Consider the following 23,038-nt stretch of genomic DNA (forward strand, 5'->3'; position numbering starts at 1 on the left):
CAAGTCCCGGGCGTGCCGTCCTTATTACGATGATTACTATAAGAGAAGCCTTGCCATGTCCTCCGTGCCCGCAAGCAGTGCGCAACCTTCGCGCCCGCTGACCCGCAACGACTACAAAACCCTGTCGCTGTCTGCCTTGGGCGGGGCGCTGGAATTTTATGATTTCATCATTTTCGTGTTTTTCGCCACTGTGGTCGGAAAGCTGTTCTTCCCTGCCGATATGCCCGAATGGCTGCGAATGATGCAGACCTTCGGCATCTTCGCCGCCGGTTACCTGGCCCGCCCGCTGGGTGGCATCATCATGGCGCACTTCGGCGACCTGCTGGGTCGCAAGAAAATGTTCACCCTGAGCATCTTCATGATGGCCGTACCGACCCTGATCATGGGCCTGCTGCCAACCTACGCGCAGATCGGCCTGTGGGCGCCGATCCTGCTGCTGCTGATGCGCGTCATCCAGGGCGCGGCGATTGGCGGTGAAGTGCCAGGCGCGTGGGTGTTCGTCTCCGAACACGTTCCGCCACGCCACATTGGCTACGCCTGCGGCACCCTGACCAGCGGCCTCACCGCCGGCATTCTGCTGGGTTCGCTGGTGGCTACCGCGATCAACACCATTTATAGCCCTGAGCAGGTCTCGGATTACGCCTGGCGTATCCCGTTCCTGCTTGGCGGCGTGTTTGGCCTGCTGTCGGTGTACCTGCGTCGCTGGCTGCATGAAACGCCGATCTTCGCCGAGATGCAGCAACGCAAAACCCTGGCCGCCGAGTTGCCATTGCGCGCGGTACTGCGCGACCACCGTGGCGCGATCGTGCTGTCGATGCTGCTGACCTGGCTGCTGTCGGCCGGCGTGGTAGTGGTGATCCTGATGACTCCGACCGTGCTGCAAACCATCTACCATTTCAGCCCGACCGTTGCGCTGCAAGCCAACAGCCTGGCTATCGTGACCTTGAGCCTGGGTTGCATCGCCTCCGGCGCCCTGGCCGACCGCTTTGGTGCAGGCCGCGTGCTGATCAGTGGTTGCGCGCTGCTGCTGGCGACCTCTTGGACGCTCTACCACAGCCTGCTGACTCACCCGGACTGGCTGTTCCCGCTGTACGCCTTGACCGGCCTGTTCGTCGGCACCATTGGCGTGGTGCCGTACGTGATGGTGAAAGCCTTCCCGCCAGTGGTGCGCTTCAGCGGCTTATCGTTTTCCTACAACGTGGCCTACGCCGTGTTTGGTGGCCTCACGCCGCTGGCGGTGTCCCTGCTGATGAAGGAAAGCCCGATGGGCCCGGCTTACTACGTGGCCGCGCTGTGTGTCATGGGGATGGTGGTAGGTGGGTATCTGTGGAAGCGTGGCCGCTAAAAGCAGCCCGATCCACCCGTGGCGAGAGGGCAAGCTCCCTCGCCACGGGGCAGGTGTCCGTTCATTGATTGCAGTGTGTAGCTGATCTACCGCGTTACCTGCGCATTACCCCCGTTTCTCCGCGCCATACCTTCCTGACCTGCTTGATCTCCCAATGCTGGCCTTTCATCCAATTGTCATATTTCAGACATAGAGTGTTCACACGGCCTCTCGATACTTGGCCCCGATCCAACTATCCCTATCTGCTAGGAGCAAGGCATGAAACTGAAACGTTTGATGGCGGCAATGACTTTTGTCGCTGCTGGCGTTGCGACCGCCAACGCGGTGGCCGCAGGTGTTGATCCGGCAATCCCGGCTTACGTTAAGACCACTGGTGTGTCGGGCAACTTGTCCAGCGTCGGTTCCGATACCCTGGCTAACCTGATGACCCTGTGGGCCGAGGGTTACAAAAAGGAATACCCGAACGTCAACATCCAGATTCAAGCTGCCGGCTCCGCTACCGCACCACCTGCGCTGACTGAAGGCACCTCCAACCTGGGCCCGATGAGCCGCAAGATGAAGGACACCGAACTGGCTGCCTTCGAGCAGAAGTACGGCTACAAGCCAACCGCTATCCCGGTTGCCGTGGATGCCCTGGCCGTGTTCGTGCACAAGGACAACCCGATCCAGCACCTGACCATGGAGCAAGTCGACGCGATCTTCTCCTCGACTCGCCTGTGCGGTGGCAAAGCCGACGTGAAAACCTGGGGCGACCTGGGTGTGACCGGCGACCTGGCCAACAAGCCAGTACAGCTGTTCGGTCGTAACTCGGTATCCGGCACCTACGGCTACTTCAAGGAAGAGGCCCTGTGCAAAGGTGACTACAAGCCTAACGTGAACGAACAACCTGGCTCGGCGTCGGTCGTGCAGTCGATCAGCTCCTCGCTGAACGGCATCGGTTACTCGGGCATCGGCTACAAGACCGCCAGCGTGAAGACCGTGGCCCTGGCCAAGAAAGGCAGCACTGACTTCATCGAAGACACCGAAGAAAACGCCCTGAACGGCAAATACCCGCTGTCGCGTTTCCTCTACGTTTACGTCAACAAAGCCCCGAACAAGCCTCTGGCTCCGCTGGAAGCTGAGTTCGTGAAGCTTGTGCTGTCGAAGCAAGGCCAGGAAGTTGTAGTGAAAGACGGCTACATCCCACTGCCAGCCAAAGTTGCCGCCAAGGCCCTGGCTGACCTGGGTTTGAAAGAAGGCAACTGATTGCCTCCGCGGGGCCGGCTCACCGGCCTCGCATCCGAATTTTCTAGTCCGCTGCCAGCTATGCTTCGCGGCGGATTTGTTGCGTCACTGCACTGTCATCTTTCTGTCATACAGGATCGCTAGGGTGTGCGCATGAATGATCTGGCCAATTCCACCATGACGACGACTTCTCCTCCCAAGCGCATTGATTTCAATACGCCTGAGCTGCAACGCAAGCGCCGCATTCGCGCGCTTAAAGATCGCCTGACCCGTTGGTACGTGCTGGTGGGCGGCCTCGCTGTCCTTGGCGCTATCACCCTGATCTTCTTCTTCCTCGCCTACGTCGTCGCGCCATTGTTTCAGGGCGCCTCGTTGACCAAGGAAGACGCGCTGACGCCGGCCTGGATTCAGGACGCCGGCAAGCCGCTGATGATCTCCCTCGAAGAACAGAACCAAGTCGCCATGCGGGTTTCCGACAAGGGCCAGGCGCTTTTCTTTGAAGTCGAGACCGGTGCTGAACTCAAGCGCGTCGACCTGCCGCTTCCAGCCGGCACCAGCGTTGCTTCTATTGGTGAAGATCAGCCGGGCAGCCCGCTGGTGATCCTCGGTTTGTCCAATGGCCAGTCCCTGGTGTTCCGTCACACCTATAAGGTGTCTTACCCGGACGGCAAGAAAACCATCACCCCGGCGATTGAATACCCTTACGGTGAAACGCCGATCGTGCTGGATGACGCCGGCCGCCCGCTGGAGCATGTCGCCCTCAACGCCACTGATAGCTCGTTGGTGATCGCAGGCTCGGCCGGTTCGCACTTGAACGTGCTGACCCTGAGCCGCGAAGAAAACATGATGACTGGCGAAGTCACCAGTGAGCAGAAGCGTGTCGAGCTGCCGCAAATGACCGAGCCGGTGAAGGCGATCTTCATCGACCCGCGCCAGCAATGGCTGTATGTGATCAACGGCCGTGCCCTGGCCGATGTGTTCAGCCTGCGCGACAAGAGCCTCAACGGTCGCTACAAATTGTTGGAAGACGGCAACGCTGAAATCACGGCCAGCACCCAACTGGTGGGCGGTATCTCGCTGATCATCGGTAACTCCAAAGGCGGCCTGGCCCAGTGGTTCATGGCCCGCGACCCGGATGGCGAACAGCGCTTCAAGCAGATCCGCACCTTCCAGATGGGCACTGCGCCTATCGTCGAAATCACTGCCGAAGAGCGCCGCAAAGGCTTCACTGTCCTGGACGCATCCGGCAAGTTCGGCGTGTTCCACAGCACCGCCCACCGCACCCTCCTGGTGGACCCAGTGGTCGATGGTCAGGGCGTGTTCGGCCTGTCACCACGGGCCAACCGCGTGATCGTCGAAGCCGGCGGCAAGCTGCAACCGCTGCTGCTCGACAACCCGCACCCGGAAGTGTCATGGAGCGCGCTCTGGAGCAAGGTCTGGTACGAAAACTACGACGAGCCTAAATACGTGTGGCAGTCGACCGCCGCCAACACCGACTTTGAACCCAAAATGAGTCTGGCCCCGCTGACCTTCGGTACCTTGAAGGCCGCGTTCTACGCCATGCTGCTGGCCGCACCGCTGGCCGTTGCCGCTGCGATCTACACCGCCTACTTCATGGCCCCGAGCCTGCGCCGCAAGGTCAAGCCGGTGATCGAATTGATGGAAGCGATGCCGACGGTGATCCTCGGTTTCTTCGCCGGCCTGTTCCTGGCGCCGTATGTCGAAGGGCATCTGCCGGGGATTTTCAGTCTGCTGATGCTGTTGCCGATTGGCATCCTGGTGGCCGGGTTTGTCTTCAGCCGCCTGCCTGAATCCATCCGCCTGCGCGTGCCCGATGGTTGGGAAAGCGCAATCCTGATCCCGGTGATCCTGTTTGTGGGCTGGCTCTCGCTGTACATGAGCCCGTACCTGGAAACCTGGTTCTTCGGCGGCGACATGCGTATGTGGATCTCCCACGACCTAGGCATTACCTACGACCAGCGCAACGCCCTGGTAGTCGGCCTGGCCATGGGTTTTGCGGTGATTCCGAACATCTACTCCATCGCCGAAGACGCCGTATTCAGCGTGCCGCGCGGCCTGACCCTGGGCTCCCTGGCGCTGGGCGCCACGCCGTGGCAGACCATGACGCGCGTGGTGATCCTGACCGCCAGCCCGGGCATCTTCTCCGCACTGATGATCGGCATGGGCCGTGCAGTAGGCGAGACCATGATCGTGCTGATGGCCACCGGTAACACGCCGGTGATGGAGATGAACCTGTTCGAAGGCCTGCGAACGCTCGCGGCCAACGTCGCGGTGGAAATGCCGGAGTCGGAAGTGGGCGGCAGTCACTACCGCGTGCTGTTCCTCTCGGCGCTGGTGCTGCTGCTGTTCACCTTCGTCATGAACACCCTCGCCGAGCTGATCCGTCAGCGTCTGCGCAAGAAATACTCGTCGCTTTAAGAAAGGTAGAAGTCTGTGAAACAGAACTCCCTGAATGGATGGTTCAAGAGCGGCGCCCCTGGCGTCTGGATCAGCGGTGGCGCGGTGTCCATCGCGGTCATCATGACCATTGGTTTGCTGGCCGTGATTGCCGTACGTGGTTTGGGCCACTTCTGGCCAGCTGACCTGATCCAGGCCAACTACAACGTGCCGGGCCAGGAAAACCACATCGTCATCGGCGAAGTGGTGCAGAAAGAAGAAGTGCCCCGCGAGCGCCTGAAAAGTGCTGGCCTGCCGGTGCCTGATGAAGGCCCGGAGTTCATGACCCGCGAGCTGATCAAGGTCGGCAACCGAGATTTGAATGGCAACGACTTCACCTGGATCGTTGGCGAGTGGTTGAAAGACCAGAGCACACCGAAAAACCTCATGGCCATCGAGCGTCGTGAGTGGGGCAATTTCTACGGCACGCTGGTCAACGTCAAGCAGGATGGCAAGGTCATCGCCGAAGGCGAGGCCGCTTGGCCGGAGCTGCAGGCCCGTGTCGATCGCGTCAACAAGCTCGCCGCACAGCTTAAAAGCCTGGAAAAAACTGATATCGGTGCGATCAACGCCGGACTCGAACGCATTCGTCTGCACGGTCGCAAATTGGAGCTGGAAGGCAAGCTTGATGCCGCCGCCCAGGCCGATATGGATGCTGACCGCGCCGAGCTGAATGCCCGTTACCAGGACATCGAAGCGCGCCTTGCCGATCTGCACGCCCAGTTCAACCGCGATGCCTTGACTGCTCGCGATGGCAACGGCAAGGAAATTGAAATCGGCATCGGCAAAGTGGTCCACGCCTACCAGCCGAACGCCATGGGCACGATGACCAAGATCGGCTTCTACTTCAGCAAGGTCTGGGAATTCTTGAGCGATGACCCACGGGAAGCCAACACCGAAGGCGGGATTTTCCCGGCGATCTTCGGCACGGTGATGATGACCCTGATCATGGCGATGATCGTGACCCCGTTCGGCGTGCTGGCGGCCGTGTACCTGCGTGAATACGCCAAGCAGAACACCCTGACTCGAATCATCCGCATCGCCGTGAACAACTTGGCCGGTGTACCGGCCATCGTCTACGGCGTGTTCGGCCTGGGCTTCTTCGTGTATGTACTGGGTGGCTCAGTTGACCGCCTGTTCTTCGCCGAAGCCCTGCCGGCACCGACCTTCGGTACGCCGGGCCTGCTGTGGGCCTCGCTGACCCTGGCGCTGCTGGCGGTGCCGGTGGTGATCGTGGCCACCGAAGAAGGCCTGGCGCGGATTCCCCGCACCGTGCGTGAAGGCTCCCTGGCTCTGGGCGCGACCAAGGCGGAAACGCTGTGGAAGATCGTGCTACCGATGGCCAGCCCGGCGATGATGACCGGCATGATCCTGGCCGTGGCCCGTGCCGCCGGTGAAGTGGCGCCGCTGATGCTGGTCGGCGTGGTGAAACTGGCCCCGTCGCTGCCGCTGGATGGCAACTACCCGTACCTGCACCTGGACCAGAAGATCATGCACTTGGGCTTCCATATTTATGACGTCGGCTTCCAGAGCCCCAACGTCGAAGCCGCACGGCCACTGGTGTACGCCACCGCCTTGCTGCTGGTGCTGGTGATCGCCACGCTCAACTTGTCGGCGGTGTGGATTCGTAACCACTTGCGCGAGAAGTACAAGGCGCTGGACAGCTGATCTGAATTGAACGCGGACTTATTTGTGGGAGGGGGCTTGCTCCCGAGCGGTGTGCCAGCCGGCACACATGTTCCTGAAGCATCGCTATCGGGGGCAAGCCCCCTCCCACACAACAGCACAGGGAGCATCCCATGCAACACGACACCCATTCCCATGGCATCAACATGTCTGCCCTGGGTCGCGACAAGCAGAGCCTGAGCCTGGCCCAGGAAACCGTGGCCATCGAAGTACCGGGCTTGAGCCTTTACTACGGTGACAAGCAGGCGCTGTTCGACGTCAGCATGAACATTCCCAAGCAGCGCGTGACCGCCTTTATCGGCCCGTCGGGCTGCGGTAAGTCCACGCTGTTGCGCACGTTCAACCGCATGAACGACCTGGTCGACGGTTGCCGTGTGGAAGGTGCGATCAACCTCTACGGCACCAACATCTACCGCAAGGGCGAAGACGTGGCCGAGCTGCGTCGCCGCGTGGGCATGGTGTTCCAGAAGCCGAACCCGTTCCCCAAGACCATTTACGAAAACGTGGTCTATGGCCTGCGTATCCAGGGCATCAACAAGAAGCGCATCCTCGACGAAGCGGTTGAGTGGGCCCTTAAAGGCGCGGCGCTGTGGGACGAGGTCAAGGACCGTCTGCATGAGTCGGCACTCGGCTTGTCCGGTGGTCAGCAGCAACGTCTGGTGATCGCCCGCACCATCGCCGTGGAGCCGGAAGTGTTGCTGCTCGACGAACCGTGTTCGGCACTCGACCCGATCTCGACCCTGAAAGTGGAAGAGCTGATCTACGAGCTCAAGTCCAAGTTCACCATCGTTATCGTGACCCACAACATGCAACAGGCGGCGCGGGTTTCCGACTACACCGCGTTCATGTACATGGGCAAGCTGGTGGAGTTCGGCGATACCGACACCCTGTTCACCAATCCGGCGAAGAAGCAGACCGAAGACTACATCACCGGTCGCTACGGCTAGGAAGCTGTGGTTCTGTTTGCATTGACGCTGCGGTTCTCCGCACCTTACCGGACGCTCCAAGGACGCCAACATGATTAGCAAAGAAGGCCTTACCCATCACATCTCCGCGCAGTTCAACGCCGAGCTTGAGGAAGTGCGCAGCCACCTCCTGGCGATGGGCGGCTTGGTGGAGAAGCAAGTCAACGACGCCGTGACCGCGCTGATCGAGGCCGACTCGGGCCTGGCCCAGCAGGTGCGTGAGATTGATGACCAGATCAACCAGATGGAACGCAATATCGACGAAGAATGCCTGCGCATTCTGGCCCGTCGCCAGCCAGCGGCCTCGGACCTGCGTTTGATCATCAGCATCTCCAAGTCGGTAATCGACCTGGAGCGCATCGGCGATGAGGCCACCAAGATCGCCCGTCGCGCCATCCAGCTGTGCGAGGAAGGCGAAGCGCCGCGCGGCTACGTGGAGGTTCGCCACATCGGCGACCAGGTGCGCAACATGGTGCGCGATGCGCTTGACGCGTTTGCGCGTTTCGACGCCGATCTGGCGTTGTCGGTGGCGCAGTACGACAAAGTCATCGACCGCGAATACAAGACAGCCCTGCGTGAGCTGGCCACCTACATGATGGAAGACCCGCGCTCTATCTCGCGGGTCTTGAGCATCATCTGGGTGCTGCGTTCCCTGGAGCGGATCGGCGATCACGCGCGCAATATCTCGGAACTGGTGATCTATTTGGTTCGCGGTACTGACGTACGGCACATGGGCCTTAAGCGCATGAAGGCTGAAGTTGAAGGTTCCGCCGATCAAATCCCTAATGTTCCGGGCGAATCTGACGATAAGTAAGGTTGCCCGAGAAATTAACGCCCGGCCTTTGGTCGGGCGTTTTCGTTTCTGGTGTCTGAATTTTTTGCGCAGCGGAATAAATAAAGTCCAGCTGTGACTACCGAGTTTTGGCAAAATGCCATCAGTCAGGCGTTCTGCGTGCCGAAGTTTTTATAGGATGAAGGGTCGATGAGTAAAGTCAGTGTATTGGTGGTGGATGACGCCTCGTTTATCCGCGATCTGGTGAAGAAGTGCCTGCGCAACTACTTCCCCGGGATCAAGCTTGAAGATGCGGTAAACGGCAAGAAGGCCCAGACCATACTGATGCGCGAGAGCTTCGACCTGGTGCTGTGCGACTGGGAAATGCCGGAGATGTCCGGCCTGGAGCTGTTGACCTGGTGCCGTGAGCAACCGCACCTCAAAGCCATGCCGTTTGTGATGGTGACCAGCCGGGGCGACAAAGAGAACGTAGTGCAGGCGATCCAGGCCGGGGTTTCTGGTTACGTCAGCAAACCGTTCACTAACGAGCAACTGCTGAACAAGGTCAAACAGGCCCTGCACAAGGTCGGTCGCCTCGACGCCCTGGTTGCCAGCGCGCCGACCAAAATGAACTCGGCCTTCGGCAACGATTCCCTGAGCGCCCTGACGGGCGGCAAGCCTGAAGCGTTGCGTTCGGCCCCCGTTGCAGCTGCGGCGTCAGCGCCCAGCAAAGGCCTGCTCAACAGCCCGCCAGTGCAAGCCCCTTCCGCCGCGCCGGCCGCCGGTCGTGGCCAGGGTCAACTGCGGCTGTCCAGCGGCACTCAGCAATGTGTCATCAAAGCGCTGAGCATCAAGGAGGCGCTGCTGGTAGTGCGTCGCACTGAAGTCCTGCCTCAGGTGCTGGAAAGTGCGGTGCTCGACCTTGAGCAAGGCGACAACGCCGAGGTGGCCCGTCTCAACGGCTACCTGCACGCCATCGTCGCCTTCGAGCCCAAGCCCGACAGCGACTGGCTGCAACTGACCTTCCGGTTTATTGACCAGGATGCGCAGAAACTCGACTACATTTCCCGCCTGATTGCGCGCGGTACGGCTCAGAAGCATTTTGTGCCGGGTGCCTGATCCTTTAAGGTTCAGCTCACCACAAGATTGTCATTAACCCTTGCTAACCTGCCGCTCAGTCATCCCGGCAGGTTCGCGCCATGCTCCTTCGTCTTTTGATCTGCTGCGGGTTGGCCACGGTCACCACCTCGACCTTGGCCATGACCCTCTACAAATCCACTGACGCCAATGGCGTGGTGTTTTTCAGCGACCGGCAAACCCCCGGCGCCCAGGCGTTTGTGATCCAGGAACGCAAGGTCGAGCGTCCAATGCTCGACAGGCCAACCCCCGTTATCGACCCCAAGCCTACCGCTACCCCTTGCCCTGGCGCGGCGGTCCGTTCCGCTTGACCCAAGGTCCCAGCGGCAGCTTCAGCCACACCGACGTCAAGAGCCGCTACGCCATGGACATCGCCATGCCCGAAGGCACGCCGATCATCGCCGCGCGCAGTGGTGTGGTGGTGAAGACCGAGAACGAGCAGGCCGGGCGGGGCAATGATGCATCGGGGAATTTTGTGCGGGTGCAGCATGATGACGGCACCGAGGGGGTCTACCTGCATCTGAAGCAAGGGTCGGTCAGTGTGAGGGTAGGGCAGCGCGTGGCGGTGGGGAGTCCGCTGGCGTTGTCGGGCAATACCGGCAACAGCAGCGGGCCGCACCTGCACTTTGTGGTACAGCGCGCCACCGAGGCAGGGCTGGTGTCGATCCCGTATGAGTTCAACCAGCCGGTGGGCGCATTGCCCAACTTTGCGTTGGGCAATTGAGGGTCAATCGAGCATCAATACCTTGGCCAGTACGATCTTCGGTCCTTTCATTTTCTTGATGATGATCCGCAGGCCTTCAACCTCCAGCACTTCTTCCTCTTCCGGCACCCGTTTCAGGGTTTCGTAGACCAGGCCGGCCAGGGTTTCGGCTTCGATATGGTCCAGGTCGATGCCGAGCAGGCGTTCCACCTTGAACAACGGGGTATCGCCACGTACCAGCAGCTTGCCCGGCTGGTAGGCCAGGATGCCGCGTTCGGCCTTGCGGTGTTCGTCCTGGATATCGCCGACCAGCACTTCCAGCACGTCTTCCATGGTCAGGTAGCCGATGATGTTGCCGTCGGCCTCTTCGACCACGGCGAAGTGCGAGCCGCCTTTACGGAACTGCTCCAGCAACTGCGACAGCGGCATGTGTCGCGACACGCGCTCCAGCGGGCGAGTCAGCTCGGCCAGGTTGAACGACTCGGGGATATGGTCGAGTTCGGCCAGCTCCAGCAGCAAGTCCTTGATGTGCAGCAGGCCGACGAACTCCTGGCGGACGCTGTCGTACACCGGGTAGCGGCTGAACTTGTGGCGGCGGAATAGTGCGAGGATTTCCTTGAGCGGTGCGTTGAATTCCAGTGTCACTAGGTCTTCGCGGGAGTTGGCCCAGTCGACCACTTCCAGTTCGCCCATTTCCACGGCCGAGGCCAATACGCGCATGCCTTGGTCGCTAGGGTCCTGGCCACGGCTGGAGTGCAGGATCAGCTTGAGTTCTTCGCGGCTGTAATGGTGCTCATGGTGCGGGCCAGGCTCGCCTTGGCCGGCGATGCGCAGGATCGCGTTGGCGCTGGCGTTGAGCAGGTAGATGGCCGGGTACATGGCCCAGTAGAACAAGTACAGCGGCACCGCCGTCCACAGCGACAGCAACTCGGGTTTGCGAATGGCCCAGGATTTGGGCGCCAGCTCACCGACCACGATGTGCAGGTAGGAAATCACGAAGAACGCCGCAAAGAACGACACGCCCTTGATCACTTCCGGCGATTCGACGCCCACGGCGGCCAACATCGGTTCAAGGATGTGCGCAAACGCCGGCTCACCGACCCAACCCAGGCCCAGGGAGGCGAGGGTGATACCCAGCTGGCAGGCCGACAGGTAAGCGTCGAGCTGGCTGTGTACGGTACGCAGGATCTGTCCACGCCAGCCGTTGGTGTGGGCGATGGCCTCGACTCGGGTGGAGCGCAACTTGACCATGGCAAATTCCGCCGCAACGAAAAAACCGTTGAGCAGTACCAGGATCAGAGCAAAAAGAATCATGCCGAAGTCGGCGAAGAGTGTAGAGAGGGTGATACCAGGGGAAGGGTCCATGATTGGGTTTTGCAGGTTCCATGTGTTCAATAAGGGGTGACAGGCAGGCCCGAGAGGCAGGCGCAAGTCGGCCAATGTAGCGGCTGGCGGGGCGCTTGCCTAGTGGTTACCGCCGGGTGGGGCCTGGAATGCCTTATTCGAAACAGCACAATTCCAATTGTGGGAGGGGGCTTGCTCCCGATAGCAGTGTGTCAGTCAGCATATCTGATACTGATGCACCGCCATCGGGAGCAAGCCCCCTCCCACATTTGGTTTTGTGCTGTGTTTGAGTTATTCGTCATTTCCGACAAGCCGCGAACGGGTCACCTGCGCCGGCGGAAAATGGCAGGTAAAGGTGCTGCCATGTCCCAGCACGCTGCTGATTTCCAGGCGCGCTCGGTGGCGCAGCAGCACATGTTTGACGATGGCAAGGCCCAGCCCGGTGCCGCCGGTGTTGGAGTTGCGGCTGGAGTCGACACGGTAGAAACGCTCGGTCAGGCGAGGCAAGTGCTTGGCGTCGATGCCGATGCCGGAGTCCTGCACGCTCAGGTGCGCGCCTTGCTCGTCGGCCCACCAGCGGATGCGGATGGCGCCTTTGTCCTGCGTGTACTTCACGGCGTTGAACACCAGATTGGAGAACGCGCTACGCAATTCGCCTTCGCTGCCCTTGAGCAACACCTGTGGGTCGGCTTCCAGGCTGATCTGCTGCCCGCGCTCGCCGGAAAGGGCCTGCGCGTCATTCTTGATGGTCTGCAACAGGCTTTGCACCGCCACCGGATGATTGTCCGAGGGGTAATCGGTGGCTTCAAGCTTGGCCAGCAACAGCAGGTCGTTGAGCAGGGTCTGCATGCGCGAGCCTTGTTGCTGCATCTGCTGCAGTGCACGGCTCCAGCGTGGGTTGATCTCGTCGACGTTATCCAGCAGCGTCTCCAGATAGCCGCAGATCACCGTCAACGGCGTGCGCAGTTCATGGGAGACGTTGGCGACGAAGTCTTTGCGCATCTGCTCCAGTTGGTGGATGCGCGTTACGTCGCGAACCAGCATCAGGTGCTCGTTGTTGCCATAGCGCGTCAGGTACAGCTGGATGCGCACACGGTCGTTGGTCGGCGAGGGGATTTCCAAGGCTTCTTCGTAGTTGTCCTGCTCGAAGTATTCCTTGAAGCGCGGGTGGCGTACCAAGTTGGTCACCGGCTGGCCGCTGTCCTGGGGCGTTTTGAGGCCCAGCAGGGTCTCGGCGGCGCGGTTCCACCATTCCAGGTTGCCGTCGCTGTCGAGCATGATCACCGCGTCCTTGAGCGCGGCGGTGGACTCCTGCACCCGGTCGATCACCGCTTGCAGGCGACCGCGTACCCGTTGGTCGCGGCGTTGCAGGTGGTAAATACTGTCGAACACCTCGCCCCACAGGCCGTAGCCGTCGGGTGGTGCTTCGTCGGGTTTGTGCTGGCGCAGCCATTCGTGCAGACGCAGCAGTTGCTTGAGGGTCCAACCCAAGTACAGGCCGATGCCGATGGCCAGGCTCCAGCCGTAGTAGCCGCTGATCAGCCCGACCAACAGGCAGCCGGTGATCAAAAGAAGCATGTGGCGGATCAGGGTGCCATGCCAGTTCTGGTTCACTTAAACATGCGTCCTTGTCAGCTGTTAAGGAAGTAGAAGGGTTGGCTCAGCTTTTGGTGGAGAACCGGTAGCCAGTGCCGCGCACGGTTTGTACCAGATTCTCGTAGGCGTCGCCCAAGGCTTTGCGCAGGCGGCGGATATGCACGTCAACGGTGCGCTCCTCCACATACACATTTCCGCCCCACACCTGGTCCAGCAGCTGGCCACGGGTGTAGGCGCGTTCCTGGTGGGTCATGAAAAATTGCAGCAGGCGGTATTCGGTCGGGCCCATCTCGGCCGGTGTGCCGTCGATGGTGACGCGGTGGCTGATCGGGTCGAGAATCAGACCGCCGACTTCAATCGGCGCTTCGCCATCGGTCGGGCCGGCGCGGCGCAATACCGCCTTCAGGCGCGCTACCAACTCCCGTGGGGAAAAGGGTTTGGTGATGTAGTCATCAGCGCCCACTTCCAGGCCCTGAATCTTGTTGTCCTCTTCGCCCTTGGCGGTGAGCATGATGATCGGAATATCCCCGGTCAGTTCATCACGCTTGAGGCGGCGGGCCAGTTCGATGCCGGAAGTGCCAGGCAGCATCCAATCCAGCAGGATCAGGTCCGGCTTACGGTCGACGATAATGGCATGGGCCTGCTGGGAGTTCTCAGCCTCCAGGCAGTCATAGCCGGCCATTTCCAACGCAACGGCGATCATCTCGCGGATGGGCGCTTCGTCGTCAACAATCAGAATGCTCCTGCCAACCATGCTCAAAAATCCTCTTGTCATTTAACTGTCTTGCGCCGCATTAGATAACGGAATTATTGCAGTCGTGTGACAGTAATTTAGTCGCTTGGGCAAATCACGGCACTCTGGACTACCCTTTGGGTCCGAATCCTGACAACCACAAAAGGAAGGTTCCTATGACTTACCGTACTGTTTCCTGGAAAGCCCTGCTGGTAACGGCCGCGTTGACGCTGCCGACCCTGGCGTTCGCGGCGGAGCCGGCGATGACCAAAGACGGGATGCTGGTGGATCACAAGGAAATGACGCTCTATACCTTTGCCAAGGATGCCGATGGCAAATCCATGTGCAACGACAAGTGCGCGACTAACTGGCCGCCGTTGATGGCCGAGTCCACCGACAAGCCAATGGGCAAATGGACTGTGATCACCCGTGATGACCAAAAGAGCCAGTGGGCCTACAACGGTAAGCCGCTCTATACCTTCGTCATGGATAAAAAGGCCGGCGACATGACCGGCGACGGCAAAATGGACGGCGCCTGGAAAGTCGCCAAGCCCTGATTCAGGCCACTCTCGGTGAGGGGCCTCGCCCCTCATCGAAACCCGTAATCCGCCACAATCCCAACAAAAATTGCCAACCCGGCCCAGTGGTTGTGCAAAAACGCCTTGAAGCATTTCAGGCGGTCCCGGTCGCGGGTGTACCAGAACTCCCAAGCGAAACACCCCGCCGCAGCTAGCAGCCCCAGATGGAACCATCCGCCCAACTCAAACCGCGTCCCCGCCAGCAAAAGGCACACCAGCGCCAGGCTTTGCAGGGTCAGGATGATCACGCGGTCGGCATCGCCAAACAGGATCGCGGTGGATTTCACGCCAATCTTCAGGTCGTCGTCACGGTCGGTCATCGCGTAATACGTGTCGTAGCCTACCGTCCACAGCAGGTTGGCGATGTACAACAGCCACGCAGCAGCGGGCAGGCTGCCGGTCTCGGCGGTGAAGGCCATCGGCATCCCCCAGGAGAACGCCGCGCCCAGCACCACCTGCGGGTAATAGGTGTAGCGCTTCATGAACGGGTAGCTCGCCGCCAGCGCCAATCCACCAAGGGATAACAGGATCGTGGTGGCGTTGGTCAGCAGCACCAGCAGGAAACTGATACCCATCAGCACCGCAAAAAACACCAGCGCCTCTTTGGAGCTGATCTTTCCGCTCACCAGTGGGCGCTGCTCGGTGCGCTTCACATGGCCATCGACCTTGCGGTCAGCCCAGTCATTGATCACACAGCCGCCCGCCCGGGTCAGCACCACGCCCAACACGAAAATCACAATATTGATGAAAGAGGGCGAGCCCTTGCCCGCAATCCACAACGCCCAGAGTGTCGGCCACAGCAGCAAGTAAATGCCGATGGGCTTGTCCATCCGGGTCAACTGAATGAAGTCCCAGGCCCTCGGGTTCAGGCGGTTCAGGGATTTGAGCAGACGTTGGTACATCAGCAGTTCTCCGGATGTTCATGCAGCACGTGCCAGAAGTCCGGCAGGAAGATTTCCGCAACCAACACGCTTAGCGATCCACGATCAAAACGTGAGCGGCGTGCCCATAGCCCATCCGCCTGATCGGCTGTCGGCAGCCATTGCCGTGGGTAATGGCACACCTCGATTGCCTGGCGCGTGAAGGCTTGATCGCAGAACAGCAACTCGCCCAGGGAGCGGCTGCCCAGTTCATCCATGTGCAGCCCATCGCCCTGCAAGGCACTGCGCGCCGCCACGCTGCGGGCAAACACCCACGGCTGATCGTGCCCACGTAAATACACCTCGCGCACCCAGCCGACAGTGGCCGGAGCCAAGTCCAGGGCGGCGCACTCGTCGTCTCGCAGCGGCTGCCAGCCTTCGAACAGTGGCGTTACGCTGAAACTGTCGTTGGACAGCCCTGTCAGCCGCCGTGTCAGCGAGCCGTCATCGAACAGCCAATTGAGGGTCAAAGGTGTAGGCAGAGGGCTCAAACGGCTCTGGATCAGCCATTGGCAAGCATCGGGGAGGGCGATTGAGTGCGGCACGGTGAGTCAGTATTGGCAGCAAAAGAGGCGGCGAGCTTACCATGGCACCCTGGGCTTTTGCCGGGCTCAACCGGCACCTTGCGTCGATCGCGCTTGCATCTGCCGGCCCCGATCAGTACAAAACGCCCTGAGCCGCGCGGCAACGCTGGATCCAACGACCGCCGGCCAAGACGCCTGAACCTGAGGAAGCAAGTAATGAAGAAGTGGCAATGTATCGTCTGTGGCCTTATATACAACGAAGCCGACGGCTGGCCGGATGACGGCATTGCGCCCGGCACTCGTTGGGAAGATGTCCCTGCAGACTGGCTGTGCCCGGATTGCGGCGTGGGCAAAATGGATTTCGAAATGATCGAAATCGCTTAATCCCGAATTTAAGAAACGTACTACAAGGAGAATGGAATGAACGCACCTGTCGTGATCATCGGCACAGGATTGGCCGGTTATAACGTGGCCCGGGAGTTTCGCAAGCTCGACAGCGAAACCCCCTTGCTGCTGATCACCGCAGATGACGGGCGCTCCTACTCCAAGCCCATGCTCTCCACCGGCTTTGGCAAAAACAAGGAGGCCGACGGCCTTAGCATGGCTGAGCCGGGCGCCATGGCCGAGCAACTCAAGGCCGAAGTGCGAACTCACACCCGTGTCAGCGGCATCGACCCGGGCCACAAACGCTTGTGGATCGGCGAGGAAGCGGTGGTTTACCGTGACCTCATCCTGGCCTGGGGTGCAGAAACCGTAAGCGTCCCGGTTGAAGGCGACGCGGCGGAACTGATTTTCCCGATCAACGACCTTGAAGACTACGCACGCTTTCGCGCTGCCGCTGCTGGCAAACGCCGCGTGCTGGTGCTCGGCGCCGGTTTGATTGGCTGTGAATTCGCCAATGACCTGATCCTTGGCGGTTATGAAATCGACCTGGTCGCTCCGTGCGAGCAAGTGATGCCAACCCTGCTGCACCCGGCAGCCGCTGCCGCTGTACAAGCTGGCTTGGAAGGCCTGGGCGCGCGTTTCCACCTGGGTCCGGTGCTCAACCGCCTGCAGCGCACTGCGGACGGGCTGGAAGCGCACCTTTCTGACGGTGAAGTGATCCCCTGCGATCTGGTCGTTTCGGCCATCGGCCTGCGCCCACGTATCGACCTGGCTGCCGCCGCGGGCCTGCAAATCAACCGTGGGATCATGGTGGACCGTCACCTCAAGACCTCCCACGCCAACATCTACGCCCTGGGCGACTGCGCTGAGGTCGACGGCCTGAACCTGCTGTACGTCATGCCTCTGATGACCTGCGCCCGCGCTCTGGCCCAAACCCTGGCCGGCAATGCCACCGCCGTCAGCTACGGCCCGATGCCCGTCACCGTGAAAACCCCGGTCTGCCCGCTGGTGGTTTCGCCGCCGCCAAGGGGCTCCGAAGGCGTCTGGAGCGTCGAAGGCCAGGGCGCCGACATCAAGGCCCTGTGCCGCGACTCCAGCGGTCGCCTGCTGGGTTATGCGCTGACGGGCACGGCGGTGATGGAAAAACTGGCCCTCAACAAAGAACTTCCACCTTTGCTGGCGTAAATGCCGGTCGTTCTGTCGGAATTAGCACATTCCTACCCTCAGAAAGGTCGCCGCGAGACTGGCGGAGCGTGCGAGGGCATGCCATCCTCACTCCCGTCTGCCGCAGAGTAGAGCCTGCGGCGCTTTGGGCGCTGCTCCAGAAGAGAGCAGCACGGACATAACAACAAAAAACCGTCAAAGAGGCTTCACACATGCGTAAACCAGAACTCGCAGCCGCCATCGCTGAAAAAGCAGATCTCACCAAAGAACAGGCCAACCGCGTCCTCAACGCCGTTCTCGAAGAAATCACCGGCGCCCTGCACCGCAAGGACAGCGTCACCCTGGTTGGCTTCGGCACCTTCCTGCAACGCCATCGTGGCGCCCGCACCGGCAAAAACCCGCAAACCGGTGAGCCTGTGAAAATCAAGGCGAGCAACACCGTCGCATTCAAGCCGGGTAAATCGCTGAAAGACACTGTTAACGCGTAATTGCAGTGCCGTCTCGACAGGGGGCGGGGTGGTAGGAAAAATGGGCACGCCGACTGGGTCGGGTGCCCATTTTTTGTGGGGGTACCATTGAAACTAAGCGCCAAGCATGAACTTTATTTGATCGTCCTGTTTTGGGCTGTAGGCGGGGTAGTCCTGTGACGCAGCATTTGAGACAGGGCTGGTGTTGCCAAATATGTCGACTTTTTTACGGTTTTCTTCTGCACCATAAACGAAATAAAAGTTCTCTACGTCGCCAGGGATAAATTCGGGGCCTGAACCGATGATTCGCCACTCGCCCGATATTTTTTTATCGAACAGACCATAACTGTCCAGCACAACGGGTGGAATTATTCTCTTTGCGGCGCTTATCTGTTGCTCCGAAACAGTGGGTTCAGGCAGAAACAGGTCATAAATTTCTGCAGTGTGTCCGACGCTGACTTTGGCAATTATCCGTCCGAAGCAGTAACGGCCTTTACTCACTTCAAAGCAGAAGACATCCCCAGGCTTGATTGAGCGCAGTACCGTTCTTGGCTTTTTTTCCCAGCCGAATAATTTGAAATTACTCAACGACATTTTCCTCCTCCTCTTTTTCCTGGGCCGGAATTTTTGCTGTTATAGGCATCTGTAAAGTACTTATGGCGACCTCGTTCACGCGTGGTGTTGTCGTGATCGAAGGAGTTGTATTTATTGCCTCGGTTGGTGGCCGATGGGCTTTCGCCGATTATCCCGTTCTTGGTTTGATAGCGTTCGATATAGGCTTGTTCATAACCCCTGGCTTTCCCATAAGTGATGTCCTCATCAATCGGGATCAAACCGGTTTTTCTCGTTCCGGTCAGCCTTCCAGAGTCAACATGTTCTGCCGTTCTTCGATCAAGGTCGTTGGTGATGCCCACGTAATAGGGGTCGCCGACAGGCTTACCATTTATGTCCAGATCATACAGGCCGTATACGTTGTAGCCAGGAGCGTCAACTGGCGTCAGGCCTAGCGGATCGATATATCCGACAGGATTTTTCGCATACTGGTAAAGATTGATTCCTCCCGCCAACCCTATCGGATCAGGCGTGGTGAACCGGCCGATGTCGGGGTCATAAAATCGAAACGTGTTGTAATTCAGTCCCGTTTCTCGATCGAAGTACTGCCCCTGAAACCTCAGGTTCTGTTCTTCGATGTAATAAGGTTCCCGGATTTCTTCTACCGTATTACCCCATACCCGGTAACTGGCCTGCCATAGTGCATGCCCGTTGGACTCGGTCAGCAGTTCGGGCAGGCCATTGAGGTCATTGTGGTAATAACGCACTTTCGACAACGTACCTACACCGTCAACGCGTGCTAACGGTTGGTAGCCACTGCCTTCGTATAAGTACAGGCTGGTCTGCTGGTTACGGTTCTCAAGCAGCAACTGCAAACCGCCCCATGTGAAGCGGGTCTCCCCAAGGACGTAGCCGTTACTGTCATATTCACACTTGGCGACCCGTCGTCCCACCGGGTCGTAAGTCATGCGCACAATGGTTTGGCCGGCGCTGCTTTGATTGACGACTTCAACCAAGCGATGTTCTGCGTCATAGCTGAAGTGCTGTGCGCCTCGGCTAGCGCTACGCTTCTCGATCAGCCTGCCAAACCCGTCATAGCGGTATCGCTTGTCTTGATAGGTGAGCAGTTGGTTATTAACGACCAGCCCGGCACCTGTGGCTGGACCATCGAGTAAATTGGCTGCAGCGTCGTAGGCAAACGTTTCACGTTGTCCACCCAGGCTGTCCTGGCTGGCAATGATTCGGTGGGTAGCGTCGTAATGCAGCAAGTTTCTGCGTTGTCGGCCCGAATGCTGATCGAGCCGACCGATCAGATTATCGCTTGGATCATATTCAAACTGACGTTGATCGGCGCTCGGGAACGGCGAGAGCGCAGCGGAAAATATGCGCTGGCGTGAGCGCAATCGCCCAGCACGATCAAACTCGCTGCGCGTGCTGAGCTGGCCTTGAGTCCTTAATACTTCACGGTGCAAACGATCACGCTCAAAGTCGCTGATGACTCGGCCATCAAGATTGATTTGATGTAAATGTCCGCTGCCGTAGTAAAGCCGATTGACCCAGCGTCCGTCGGGGAGTTGGGTTTGTATCAGATTGCCAAGTTCGTCATGGCGATGGCGCAAGGTTCCGGCAGTATTGTGCTCCTCCACCAGTTGTCCTAGTGCGTCATAGGCAAAGCTCAACAGATGTTCGCGGTCTTGGCGGTCAACCATCCTGACAGTCGTCAGTTGGTTCAAGGCGTCATAACAATATTCAGTGCGCGCATCGCTGGTGACTTTGGCAGTCAGGCGCCCGACGGCGTCGCGCTCCAGGTGATGGACGATGGGAGCCTGCGGCTCAGAGGAGACTAGCGCCAAGCCGTTGCCATAGGCCGCAGGAACAGCCTCAACAACGGCGACTTTGTCCAGAGCACCGTAGCGATAACGACGCACACTGCCATCCAGGTTGTACTGCTCTGTCAGTCGGTCCCCTGCATCCCAAGCAAATCGATAGCTCTGCGCGTTTTCGTTGGTGAGTGTTTGCAATCGACCATAGGCGTCATAAGCAAAATGCACCTGGCGACCATGAGCGTCCACACGCAGACGGACCTGGCCTCGGCGGTTACGCTCGTAGTAAGTGGAGTGACCGTCGGGGTCGGTGTAACTCACCAGCTGGCCACTAGCATCTCGTTGGTAGTGAACACTTCGGTCATCGGGCAGTTGACTGCGAAGTAATCTGCCTTGCATGTCATAACTGAACTGAGTGCGCTCTCCAAGCGCATCGGTAATGGTCATGAGCAGGCCACGGTCGTCGTAGCTGAACCGGGTTGGGTAGCCCGAGCAGTCGATGCGTTCGGTGAGCTGGCCCAGGTGATTCCATTTCAGGCGTTTGCTCTTTCCTGTCGCATCGATAATTTCCACCACCTGACCATGGGCGTCATAACGGTACTGAGTGACGTGTTCCAGAGGATCGGTTTCGCTTACACAGTTCCCACGCGGGTCATACCGATATCGCCAGCTGTTGCCTGCAGCATCTGTTTGCACCAAAGGCAAAGCCCAATGCTCCAGCCAAAGCGTTGAGTGAGAATGCCCCAGTGGGTTCAGCTCAGCGATTAGGTTGCCGGATTCGTCATAGCTGAGCTCATAGCGCCCACCTTGTGGATCGGTTGTACTGAGTAGTTGGCGCTCATCGTTCCACTCAAAGAGCCACGTCTGCCCAAGATTGTCGGTGTAGGAGATGATTTGATGCTGGATATTCCACAGTCGCGTACTGACACGCTCAAGGTTGTCAGTGATGCGTGTCAGGCCGGCATTCAGGTCGTATTCAAACCAGTACTCATCGCCTTCATCGGTCCAGTGTCGCAAAACTCGCCACTCAGTGGCGTCAACCAGGCCCCATTCATAGAAGCAGCGCAGTCCGCTTGGCAATTGGTGTTCGACCATCCTCCGCCCAGCGTCGTAACTGAAACGTCGCTGAATCTGGTCAGACGCATCGCGAACTTCGGCCAACTCTCCGGCTACGTCATACCCATAGCTGGCAAGCGTTTCGCGTTGCTGGTCGGCGCGCACACGATCGATACGGCTGACGCGGCCTAGTGCGTGTACCAGCTCAATCTGTACGTGATCAAATGTATCGCGCAGCCGAAACAGTTGCCCTGACTGGTCATAATCAAGGTAAATGCGGTTGTCATTGCGGTCTCCCAGCTGGCTCAACCGTAGACGTGACGGGGCTGTGGGTGAGCTGTCGAACAATCGGTACAGCCCGTTGTTGCTCTCAATCAACAACTGCCCGTTACGGTGCCGACGAACGCTCAAACCTTCGCCCGCACTGAACATCGCACTGCCCGGCGATACCGAGCCCAGGTTGATGCGTCGACCCTGTTCGTCGGTGTAGATCAGTTCTTCACCGCCATCCGGATGCGGCAGAATCTCTACGCTGACTTCGTATGAGACACTCCAGCCCGCGCCAAACATCCCGTCGCGGCGCTCATCCCGGCTGTTGTAAAAACGCTGCCAGTCGATCGGCAAGATACCCGGCAATACAAAGTCCAGCTCGGTATCACCGCCCAGCACCTTTGCCCCAGTCGCCGCATGCACCGGGTTGGGCGACCCCATCGTCGCATTGGCTGCTGCGCCCATGGCCTGGCTGACCGCGTAGGAAGTCACCCCACTGAGCAACATGCACGGCAGGTTGCTCAGGGTTTTGCCTTTTGCCCCCTTCAACATCATCAGCGCTTCAATCGCCAAGCCCACACCCGGCGTCTTGCCGCTGCGAATCTCCTGTACGACCACGGTACCGCCACCAATCGTGACGTTCGGCGAGATCAGCCCCGACGACACCACCGTCGCATCACACATGCTGCGGTCGCCACTGCGCACAGCAGGTTGGCCGTTGATGGTGACTTTGTCCGAACCCTCGGCCAGAAGCTGCGGCGGCATCGGTGGGTGACGGGCACATAGGACGAGGTCCGTGAGGGCAGGGATGACGCCTGGAGAGGGCGTGGCGACGGTCGGCCGCCACAGTTGGGAAAAGAAGCCCTCGGCCATATCCAGGAAGCCAGGTTCGGGCTGCGGCATGGGGTCGGGTTCAGGCGGTGTCTGTTCAAGCTCCGTGCCTGCCGGTGCCACATGTGAGGGAATGGAGCCGGCTGCACGCGCAGCGGGAATGCCATTGACAAAGGTATTGGTGGACCCCACGGCGATAGTGGCTTCGACCGTGGGCGGGAATAGCGCGTTGCTGAAGTTCTCGCACATCTTACTGAGGCCTTTATCTGCCCCCGTTTTGCTCATCGCCATGCCCACCACGATGCCCACCACCGCGCCAAGGATGCAGCCGCCAATACCGGCAGTGGCAATCGTCACGCCTACAGCCGCCGCGACTGCTGCTGTTGCCAGCGCCGTAATCGCCACGTTAGCCGCCACCTCCAGCACCCCACCGAGGATATCGGCCATCATGGATGTGTGAGTCAGCGCATCGCCCATCCGGGCCGCCCAAAGTGCGTCAGACATGCA

18 protein-coding genes and 1 pseudogene are annotated in these 23,038 nt (G+C 59.5%); 12 read left to right on the top strand and 7 right to left on the bottom strand.

The features are described from left to right. The first annotated feature begins 55 nt into the window (after window positions 1–55). The 8 genes and pseudogenes from AB4N82_RS10295 to AB4N82_RS10330 all read left to right on the top strand — a co-directional run bounded on the left by AB4N82_RS10295 (window position 56) and on the right by AB4N82_RS10330 (window position 10,310). Window positions 56–1,345 carry an MFS transporter gene (locus tag AB4N82_RS10295; RefSeq protein WP_032884461.1) on the top strand — a complete coding sequence of 430 codons (1,290 nt, stop codon included), beginning with the start codon at window positions 56–58 and terminating at the stop codon, window positions 1,343–1,345. A 258-nt stretch (window positions 1,346–1,603) separates the two neighbouring features. Beyond that, the gene (locus AB4N82_RS10300; protein ID WP_032884460.1) at window positions 1,604–2,590 is read left to right on the top strand and encodes a phosphate ABC transporter substrate-binding protein PstS; all 987 of its coding nucleotides are present in this window, start codon (window positions 1,604–1,606) and stop codon (window positions 2,588–2,590) included. A gap of 384 nt (window positions 2,591–2,974) precedes the next feature. Further along, window positions 2,975–5,008, top strand: coding sequence for an ABC transporter permease subunit (locus AB4N82_RS10305; RefSeq protein ID WP_206073137.1), 2,034 nt, complete (start codon window positions 2,975–2,977; stop codon window positions 5,006–5,008). A 15-nt stretch (window positions 5,009–5,023) separates the two neighbouring features. Continuing rightward, window positions 5,024–6,694, top strand: a complete 1,671-nt coding sequence (gene pstA / locus AB4N82_RS10310; protein WP_032884458.1) for a phosphate ABC transporter permease PstA — start codon at window positions 5,024–5,026, stop codon at window positions 6,692–6,694. 131 nt (window positions 6,695–6,825) lie between these two features. Next, window positions 6,826–7,659 carry a phosphate ABC transporter ATP-binding protein PstB gene (gene pstB, locus AB4N82_RS10315; RefSeq protein ID WP_032884457.1) on the top strand — a complete coding sequence of 278 codons (834 nt, stop codon included), beginning with the start codon at window positions 6,826–6,828 and terminating at the stop codon, window positions 7,657–7,659. A gap of 70 nt (window positions 7,660–7,729) precedes the next feature. Continuing rightward, a complete protein-coding gene (gene phoU / locus AB4N82_RS10320; RefSeq protein WP_032884456.1) occupies window positions 7,730–8,491 on the top strand; it encodes a phosphate signaling complex protein PhoU in 762 nt (253 codons plus the stop codon). Window positions 8,492–8,659: 168 nt separating this feature from the next. Continuing rightward, window positions 8,660–9,568 carry a response regulator gene (locus AB4N82_RS10325; protein ID WP_032884455.1) on the top strand — a complete coding sequence of 303 codons (909 nt, stop codon included), beginning with the start codon at window positions 8,660–8,662 and terminating at the stop codon, window positions 9,566–9,568. 80 nt (window positions 9,569–9,648) lie between these two features. Continuing rightward, a pseudogene (locus AB4N82_RS10330) lies at window positions 9,649–10,310 on the top strand (peptidoglycan DD-metalloendopeptidase family protein). 3 nt (window positions 10,311–10,313) lie between these two features. Here AB4N82_RS10330 and AB4N82_RS10335 read toward each other — a convergent pair. From AB4N82_RS10335 to phoB, 3 genes are all read right to left on the bottom strand, one after another. Continuing rightward, complete coding sequence (locus AB4N82_RS10335) at window positions 10,314–11,654, bottom strand: hemolysin family protein (RefSeq protein WP_032884453.1); 1,341 nt, start codon at window positions 11,652–11,654, stop codon at window positions 10,314–10,316. A gap of 270 nt (window positions 11,655–11,924) precedes the next feature. After that, complete coding sequence (gene phoR, locus AB4N82_RS10340; protein ID WP_241089545.1) at window positions 11,925–13,211, bottom strand: phosphate regulon sensor histidine kinase PhoR; 1,287 nt, start codon at window positions 13,209–13,211, stop codon at window positions 11,925–11,927. A gap of 82 nt (window positions 13,212–13,293) precedes the next feature. After that, window positions 13,294–13,983, bottom strand: coding sequence for a phosphate regulon transcriptional regulator PhoB (gene phoB, locus AB4N82_RS10345; protein ID WP_032884451.1), 690 nt, complete (start codon window positions 13,981–13,983; stop codon window positions 13,294–13,296). A 155-nt stretch (window positions 13,984–14,138) separates the two neighbouring features. Between phoB and AB4N82_RS10350 the strand changes: the two genes are divergently transcribed. Continuing rightward, window positions 14,139–14,519 (top strand): COG4315 family predicted lipoprotein, encoded by a 381-nt coding sequence (locus AB4N82_RS10350; protein WP_032884450.1) that lies wholly within the window; start codon window positions 14,139–14,141, stop codon window positions 14,517–14,519. Window positions 14,520–14,551: 32 nt separating this feature from the next. Here the strand turns inward: AB4N82_RS10350 and ubiA are convergent, their stop codons facing one another. Both ubiA and AB4N82_RS10360 read right to left on the bottom strand, forming a co-directional pair. After that, window positions 14,552–15,442 (bottom strand): 4-hydroxybenzoate octaprenyltransferase, encoded by an 891-nt coding sequence (ubiA, locus tag AB4N82_RS10355; protein ID WP_032884449.1) that lies wholly within the window; start codon window positions 15,440–15,442, stop codon window positions 14,552–14,554. Beyond that, a complete protein-coding gene (locus AB4N82_RS10360) occupies window positions 15,442–16,005 on the bottom strand; it encodes a chorismate--pyruvate lyase family protein (RefSeq protein ID WP_099601771.1) in 564 nt (187 codons plus the stop codon). Before AB4N82_RS10360 ends, ubiA begins: the two co-directional genes overlap by 1 nt. 195 nt (window positions 16,006–16,200) lie before the next feature. On the opposite strand from AB4N82_RS10360, the gene AB4N82_RS10365 reads away from it, so the two are divergent. The 3 genes from AB4N82_RS10365 to AB4N82_RS10375 all read left to right on the top strand — a co-directional run bounded on the left by AB4N82_RS10365 (window position 16,201) and on the right by AB4N82_RS10375 (window position 18,020). After that, complete coding sequence (locus tag AB4N82_RS10365; protein WP_032884447.1) at window positions 16,201–16,368, top strand: rubredoxin; 168 nt, start codon at window positions 16,201–16,203, stop codon at window positions 16,366–16,368. Between the two features lie 36 nt (window positions 16,369–16,404). Further along, window positions 16,405–17,553 (top strand): NAD(P)/FAD-dependent oxidoreductase, encoded by a 1,149-nt coding sequence (locus AB4N82_RS10370; protein WP_122763981.1) that lies wholly within the window; start codon window positions 16,405–16,407, stop codon window positions 17,551–17,553. 191 nt (window positions 17,554–17,744) lie between these two features. After that, window positions 17,745–18,020: an HU family DNA-binding protein gene (locus AB4N82_RS10375; RefSeq protein WP_003176958.1), complete on the top strand. Its 276-nt coding sequence runs from the start codon at window positions 17,745–17,747 to the stop codon at window positions 18,018–18,020. Window positions 18,021–18,113: 93 nt separating this feature from the next. Here AB4N82_RS10375 and AB4N82_RS10380 read toward each other — a convergent pair whose 3' ends face one another. Both AB4N82_RS10380 and AB4N82_RS10385 read right to left on the bottom strand, forming a co-directional pair. Further along, window positions 18,114–18,593 carry an Imm26 family immunity protein gene (locus AB4N82_RS10380; protein WP_095185226.1) on the bottom strand — a complete coding sequence of 160 codons (480 nt, stop codon included), beginning with the start codon at window positions 18,591–18,593 and terminating at the stop codon, window positions 18,114–18,116. Next, complete coding sequence (locus AB4N82_RS10385) at window positions 18,584–23,035, bottom strand: RHS repeat-associated core domain-containing protein (RefSeq protein WP_460104881.1); 4,452 nt, start codon at window positions 23,033–23,035, stop codon at window positions 18,584–18,586. Before AB4N82_RS10385 ends, AB4N82_RS10380 begins: the two co-directional genes overlap by 10 nt. Window positions 23,036–23,038: the final 3 nt, after the last annotated feature.

The organism is Pseudomonas sp. H1_D04, assembly GCF_054683855.1.